Below are 7009 nucleotides of genomic sequence, written 5' to 3'. Positions count from 1 at the left end.
GTCCTGCTGACGGCGGCGACGAGCGTCGGTCTGTTGCTGCGCGGCTACCACTGGCCGCTGGACGTGGTGGCCGGCTGGTGCCTCAGCGGGGTGCTGCTGCTCGCACTCCGGGCGGGTACGAGAAGCGGTCAGCTCCCGAAGTAGGCGTCGAAGTTCTTCGAGAACTCCCAGTTGTTGAAGCGGTCCCAGTTGATGGACCAGGTCATCAGCCCGCGCAGGCCGGACCAGGTGCCGTGCGTCTGGTAGGAACCGCAGTCGGTCTTCTTCGTCAGGCAGTTCAGCGCCTTGGTGACCTCGGCGGGCGAGGTGTGGCCGTTGCCCGCCTGGGTGGACGCCGGAAGGCCGAAGGCGACCTGTTCCGGACGCAGCGCGGGGAAGACCTTGGCCTGGTCGCCCGCGACGGGGAAGCCGGTGAGCAGCATGTCGGTCATGGCGATGTGGAAGTCGGCACCGCCCATGGAGTGGTACTGGTTGTCCAGGCCCATGATCGAGCCGGAGTTGTAGTCCTGGACGTGCAGCAGGGTGAGGTCGTCGCGCAGTGCGTGGATGACCGGCAGGTAGGCGCCGGCGCGCGGGTCCTGGCCACCCCAGGGGCCCGAGCCGTAGTACTGGTAGCCGAGCTGCACGAAGAAGGTCTCGGGGGCCATGGTGAGGACGAAGTCGTCGCCGTACTTGGCCTTGAGGGACTTCACCGCGGAGATCAGGTTGACGATGACGGGGGTCGTCGGGCTGCGGAAGTCGGTGTCACCCGTCGCGAGTGAGAGCGAGTGACCCTCGAAGTCGATGTCCAGGCCGTCGAGTCCGTAGGTGTCGATGATCTTGCTGACGGAGGTGACGAAGGTGTCGCGGGCCGCGGTCGAGGCGAGCTGCACCTGACCGTTCTGGCCGCCGATCGAGATCAGCACCTTCTTGCCGGCTGCCTGCTTGGCCTTGATGGCGGCCTTGAACTCGGCTTCGCTCTCCACGTTCGGGCATTCGGCGGCGGGGCAGAGAGAGAAGCGGATGTCCCCCGAGGTGACGGACGTCGGCTCGCCGAAGGCGAGGTTGATGACGTCCCACGAGTCGGGCACATCGGCCATCCGCGTGTAGCCGGAGCCGTTGGCGAAGCTGGAGTGCAGGTAGCCGACGAGGGCGCGGGCCGGGAGGCCTCCGTCACTGCCTCCCCCTCCGCCCGTGCCCGTGGTGACACTCACGGCCGCCGACTTCGCCGACTCACCGGCGGCGTTGACCGCCGTGACCTGGAAGCTGTACGCGGACGACGCGGCCAGCCCCGTCACGGTCGCCGAGGTGCCGGTGGTGTCGAGGACCTTCGTGCCGCCGCGGTAGACGCGGTAGCCGGTGGCGCCGGCGGACGCGGTCCAGGACAGCGGGACGGCCGAGGCGGTGGCGGTGCCGGCCCGCAGTCCGGTGGGGGTGGCGGGCACGGCGACCGGGTCGCCGCCGGGGCCGGTCAGGGTGAGGTCGTCGGCGTAGTAGGCGGGGGTGCCGTACCAGCCGTGGGTGTAGACCGTCACCGACGTGGTCGCGGGACCGGTTCTGAAGGTGGTGGTGAGCTGCTGGTACGCACCGGCCGACTGGGTCCAGGTGGAGACGTCGGTGGTGCCGGTGCCGGATGCCCCGAGGTAGACGTAGCTGCCCTGCACCCACGCGCCGAGCGTGTAGGAGGAGTCGGGCTTCACCGTCACCGTCTGGGAGCACCGGGCGTTGTCGCTACCCGCCGGTGTCGCCTTCAGGGCCGAGGTCCCGCTGTGCACGGGCGTACTGACGGCCGTGCCGCTGCCGCCGGTGCAGCTCCAGCCGTCCAGCCCCGCCTCGAATCCGCCGTTGCGCGCCAGATCGGCGTCTGCCGCACCGGCGGCCGGCGCCGTGGCGGCCAGAGCGCCGGCGGCGAGCAGAGCGGCCGAGAGGACGGCCAGAAGTCCGGAGAAGCGGACGGGTGGTCCGGTGCGGGATCCGGTGCGTTCCACAACTGCCTCCGTGCGGCGGGTGATTGAGCGGTCCGCGCACAACATGGTCCAGACCAATCAGGTTGTCAAGACCTCTGGCGGCGCCTCACACCCCGCCGCCTCTCGCGCCCCGGGCCGCCGCGGCCTCGTGCAGGGCGAGCTCCAGGAGGCTCGCGTCGGTGAGGGTGCCCGCGCCGTCGGGCGGGATCAGCCACCGCACCCCGCCCACGGTGCTGCCCGGCCGGGGGACGACGATCCACGTCCCTCCGCCCACCCCCCGGATGCCTGTCCCGATCCAGCGGGCCGCCGTCCCCGGGGGCACGAAGAAACCCATTTGGGAGTCACCGAAGTCCGCGAGGACGGGTCCCGGCCGGTCGAGGAGCCGGGTGAGCACGTCGAGCGTCGGATAGCCCAGCTCCCCCGGAACGATCAGCACGTCCCAGCGCTTGCCGGCGGGAAGGAGCGCCATCCCCTGGGGGTTGCGCTCCCACTCCCTCCGGCAGGCGCCCGGATCCGGTGCCACCGACGCGAGCCATGCGACCGCGGCCTTTGCCCCCGTGCGGCCCATGAGCCACCTTCCCTTCCCGTGGGCACCGGCAGCTGATGCCGGTGCGTTCAGGGAAGAGAGGGGGCTCGAGCCGGATCATGACGCGGGTTCGGCTACCGATCGGTAGTGAGCTGGGTCACCCGGACCCGACGGTCCGAGCGGCGCATCGGCCGGCCCGCCCGGCCTCAGCTGTCGAAACCCAGCCCCAGCCGGTCCATGGTCCGCAGCCACAGGTTGCGGTGGCCGTCATGGCTGTCCGCCCGCGCGAGGGACCTCTTGGTGAGCTCGATCCCGGCCCAGGCGAACGGCTCGGGAGGGAAGGGCATCGGCCTGGACCGGACCATCCGCAGACCGGTCCGCACGGTCTCCCGGCCCGACAGCAGATCGAGCATGACCTCGGCCCCGAAGCGCGTGGCCCCTACGCCCAGTCCGGTGTATCCGGCGGCATACGCGACCCGCCCCCGATGGGCCGTACCGAAGAACGCGGAGAAGCGGGAACACGTGTCGATCGCACCGCCCCAGGCATGACTGAAACGCACACCCGACAGCTGGGGAAAGCACTCGAAGAACTGCCCGGCGAGTTTCAGGAAGGTCTCCGGACGCTGGTCCAGCGCGGAATCCAGCCGGCCGCCGTACGGATAGACGGCGTCATATCCGCCCCACAGGATCCGGTTGTCCGAGGAGAGCCGGAAATAGTGGAACTGATTGGCGCTGTCCCCCAGTCCCTGACGGTTGTGCCAGCCGACCGAGGCGAGCTGATCCGCACCGAGGGGCTCCGTCATCAGCGCGTAGTCGTACACCGGGACCGTGTACGGGCGCACCCTCTTCACCAGCGACGGGAAGATGTTTGTGCCGAGAGCGACATGGCGGGCGAACACCCTGCCGTAAGGGGTGCGCACGGCCGTACCGGCGCCCGACCGGACGAGTTCGAGGCCGCGGGTGTGCTCGTGGATCCGTACGCCGAGGCCGAGGCATGCCTCTTTCAGACCCCAGGCGAGCTTCGCCGGATGCAGCATGGCGACGCCGCGCCGGTCCAGCAGGCCGCCCAGGAATGTCGGTGAGTCGACTTCTGCGCGCACCTGGTCCCGGTCGAGGAACTCCATTCCTCCGAGGCCGAGCTCCTCGGTCCTGCGATGCCATTCACGCAGCTCGTCGAGCTGGTGGGGCTGCGTCGCCACGTCGATCTCGCCGGTGCGTTCGAAGTCGCAGCCGATGGAGTAGCGGGCGACGGCCGCCTCGATGGCGTCGAGGTTCCGCGCGCCCAGCGCCTCCAGCTTCCCGATCTCGTCCGGCCAGCGCTCCAGACCGTTGGCCAGGCCATGGGTCAGCGAGGCCGCGCAGAATCCGCCGTTACGGCCCGAAGCGGCCCAGCCCACCTCGTCGCCCTCGATGAGGACGACATCGCGTCCGGGGTCCCGCTCCTTGGCGATCAGCGCGGTCCACAGTCCGCTGTAACCGCCTCCGACGACCAGGAGATCGCACCGCTCGTCGCCGGTCAGAGCGGGACGGGCCCCGGGCTTTCCGGGGTCGTCGAGCCAGTACGACAGGGGGCGCGCGTCTGAGAGTGAGTGTGCGGCATTACGCATGGCATCCGGGGCCATGGTTTCCAACTCCTTCGGGCGGGTTCACTTTCCCGCGTTGCTCTTCCGCCGGTTCGCGATGAGCTGTCCGGCGAGAACCACCGCCACGGCGATGACGAACATGGCCGTGCCGATGACGTTGATCTGCACAGGTGTTCCACGCTGCGCCGATCCCCAGACGAACATGGGGAACGTCACCGTGGAGCCCGCGTTGAAATTGGTGATGATGAAATCGTCGAAGGAGAGCGCGAAAGCGAGCAGCGCTCCCGCGGCGATTCCCGGGGCGGCGATCGGGAGGGTCACCCGGACGAACGTCTGCACGGGGCCCGCGTACAGGTCGCGGGCGGCCTCCTCCAGCCTCGGGTCCATAGACATCACACGTGCCTTGACGGCTGTCACCACGAAGCTGAGACAGAACATGATGTGCGCGATCAGCACGGTCCAGAAGCCGAGTTCGGCCCCCATGTTGAGGAAGAGCGTGAGCAGCGAGGCCGCCATGACGACCTCGGGCATCGCCATCGGCAGGAAGATCAGCGAGTTGATCGCGCCTCGGGCCCGGAAGCGGTAGCGGACCAGTGCGAAGGCGATCATCGTGCCGAGCACGGTCGCGCCGACCGTCGCCCAGACGGCGATCCGCAGCGAGAGCGACAGCGAACCACAGAGGTCGGCGACGCCGCAGGGGTCCTTCCAGGCGTCCAGGGAGAACTCCTGCCAGGCGTAGTTGAAGCGCCCGTTCGGCCTGTTGAAGGAGAAGACCATGACGACGATGTTCGGAAGGATCATGTAGGCGAGGGTCAGCAGACCCGCGATCACGACCAGGTTCCGGCGGAGCAGACGGAGTACGGGCATCAGACCAGGTCCTCCGTACCGGAGCGGCGGATGTAGACGGTGACCACGAGCAGGACGACCGCCATGAGGATGAACGAGAGCGCGGCCGCCGTCGGGTAGTCCAGGACCCTCAGGAACTGGGTCTGGATGACGCTGCCGACCATCTTGGTGTCGGTGGAGCCGAGGAGTTCCGCGTTGACGTAGTCGCCGCTGGCCGGGATGAAGGTCAGCAGCGTGCCGGAGACGACCCCCGGCATGGACAGCGGCAGCGTCACCTTGCGGAAGGTGGTGGCGGGGGTGGCGTACAGATCGCCCGCGGCCTCGTGCAGCCGGCCGTCGATGCGCTCCAGCGAGGTGTAGAGCGGCAGGATCATGAACGGCAGGAAGTTGTACGTCAGTCCGCAGACGACGGCCATGGGGGTGGCCAGGACGCGGTTGTTCTCGGTCCAGCCGAGCCAGGCGGTGACGTCCAGGACGTGCAGGGTGTTCAGCACGTCGACGACCGCGCCGCCGTCCGCGAGGATCGTCTTCCAGGCCAGCGTCCGGATGAGGAAGCTGGTGAAGAACGGGGCGACGACCAGCACGAGCACCAGGTTGCGCCAGCGGCCCGCCTTGAAGGCGATCAGATATGCGAGCGGGTAGCCGAGCAGCAGGCACAGGATCGTGGCGGTGCCCGCGTACAGGAGGGACCTGATGAACTGCGGGTAGTAGTCGGCGAGGGCGTCCCAGTAGGTCCGGAAGTGCCAGGTGACCTCGAAGCCCTTCTCCAGGGATCCGGTCTGTACGGAGGTCGACGCCTGGTAGACCATCGGCAGCGCGAAGAAGACGAGCAGCCACAGGATGCCGGGGAGCAGCAGCCAGTAGGGGACGAGCCGCCTGCGGGTGGACGGCTTGCGGACCTCGGCTTCCACGGGGTGCGCCGGTGGCGCCTTCGTGACGCTCACGCCGCCTCCTCCATGCCTTCCGCGCCGGCGGCGCCCGCGTTGATGGACTGGGCCGCGTCGAGTCCGAAGGTGTGCTCGGGATTCCAGTGCAGGACGACATCGGCGCCGGGTACGAGCCGGCGGTCGCGCTCGATGTTCTGCTCGTAGACCTGGAGCGCCGTGCCGGCCGGGCTCTCGACGACGTACTGCGTGGAGACGCCGATGAAGCTGGAGTCGGTGATGCGGCCGGTGACCCGGTTGCGGCCGTCGGGTATCCCGGCCGCGTCGTCGGTGTGGGTCAGGGAGATCTTCTCGGGGCGGACGCCCACGAGCACCTTCCCCCCGCTCTGCGCGGGGGACGAGCACCGCCCGCCGGGCAGCCTGAGCTTCCCGCCGCCGGCCGCGACGACGACGTCCGCCCCCGTGGACACGATCTCCCCCTCGATGAGGTTGGAGGTGCCGAGGAAGTTCGCCACGAAGGTGGTCCTGGGGTTCTCGTACAGATCGGCGGGGGCTCCGAGCTGCTCGACCCTGCCGCCGTTCATCACCGCGACGGTGTCGGCCATGGTCATGGCCTCCTCCTGGTCGTGGGTGACGTGGATGAACGTGATGCCGACCTCGGTCTGGATCCGCTTGAGTTCGAGCTGCATCTGGCGGCGCAGCTTGAGGTCGAGGGCGCCCAACGGTTCGTCGAGGAGGAGGACCTGGGGGTGGTTGATGAGCGCGCGGGCGACGGCGACGCGCTGCTGCTGGCCGCCGGAGAGCTGGTGCGGCTTGCGTCGGGCGAAGTCACCGAGCTGGACGAGGTCCAGCATCTCGCCGACCTGCTTCTTGACGGACTTGATGCCGCGGCGGCGCAGCCCGAAGGCGATGTTCTCGCTGACGTCGAGGTGCGGGAAGAGCGCGTAGCTCTGGAAGACGGTGTTGACGGGCCGCTTGTAAGGGGGCAGGCCAGTGATGTCGCGCCCGCCGAGCGAGACCGTGCCGGTGGTGGCCTCCTCCAGGCCCGCGATCATGCGCAGGGTGGTGGTCTTGCCGCAGCCGGACGCGCCGAGCAGCGCGAAGAAGGAACCCTGCGGGACGGTCAGGTCGAGGGGGTGCACTGCGGTGAAGGAGCCGTAGGTCTTGCTGATCCCGGTGAGACGGACGTCGCCGCCCTCTGTCTGCTGCTGTGTCATGGGTCGC

Annotated in this window: 6 protein-coding genes; all 6 read right to left on the bottom strand. The window is 69.1% G+C overall.

What is annotated here, in order from left to right:
- Positions 1-128: 128 nt before the first annotated feature.
- The 6 genes from ACFWFI_RS16140 to ACFWFI_RS16115 all read right to left on the bottom strand — a co-directional run bounded on the left by ACFWFI_RS16140 (position 129) and on the right by ACFWFI_RS16115 (position 7002).
- The gene (locus ACFWFI_RS16140; protein WP_387390011.1) at positions 129-1967 is read right to left on the bottom strand and encodes a chitinase; all 1839 of its coding nucleotides are present in this window, start codon (positions 1965-1967) and stop codon (positions 129-131) included.
- An 85-nt stretch (positions 1968-2052) separates the two neighbouring features.
- Positions 2053-2514 (bottom strand): hypothetical protein, encoded by a 462-nt coding sequence (locus ACFWFI_RS16135; RefSeq protein WP_387390008.1) that lies wholly within the window; start codon positions 2512-2514, stop codon positions 2053-2055.
- 164 nt (positions 2515-2678) lie between these two features.
- On the bottom strand, positions 2679-4094 hold the full coding sequence (locus ACFWFI_RS16130) for an NAD(P)/FAD-dependent oxidoreductase (RefSeq protein WP_387390006.1): 1416 nt from the start codon (positions 4092-4094) through the stop codon (positions 2679-2681).
- Positions 4095-4118: 24 nt separating this feature from the next.
- The gene (locus ACFWFI_RS16125; RefSeq protein ID WP_387390004.1) at positions 4119-4922 is read right to left on the bottom strand and encodes an ABC transporter permease; all 804 of its coding nucleotides are present in this window, start codon (positions 4920-4922) and stop codon (positions 4119-4121) included.
- Positions 4922-5845 (bottom strand): ABC transporter permease, encoded by a 924-nt coding sequence (locus tag ACFWFI_RS16120; RefSeq protein ID WP_387390001.1) that lies wholly within the window; start codon positions 5843-5845, stop codon positions 4922-4924. Before ACFWFI_RS16120 ends, ACFWFI_RS16125 begins: the two co-directional genes overlap by 1 nt.
- Positions 5842-7002, bottom strand: coding sequence for an ABC transporter ATP-binding protein (locus ACFWFI_RS16115; RefSeq protein ID WP_387389998.1), 1161 nt, complete (start codon positions 7000-7002; stop codon positions 5842-5844). The genes ACFWFI_RS16120 and ACFWFI_RS16115 overlap by 4 nt, the downstream gene beginning before the upstream one ends.
- Positions 7003-7009: the final 7 nt, after the last annotated feature.

Origin of the sequence: Streptomyces sp. NPDC060209 (assembly GCF_042728155.1) — a bacterium.
GTDB lineage: Bacteria > Actinomycetota > Actinomycetes > Streptomycetales > Streptomycetaceae > Streptomyces.
Note: the sequence above shows the minus strand (reverse complement) of the source record. Positions and strands in the feature narration are given on the sequence as shown.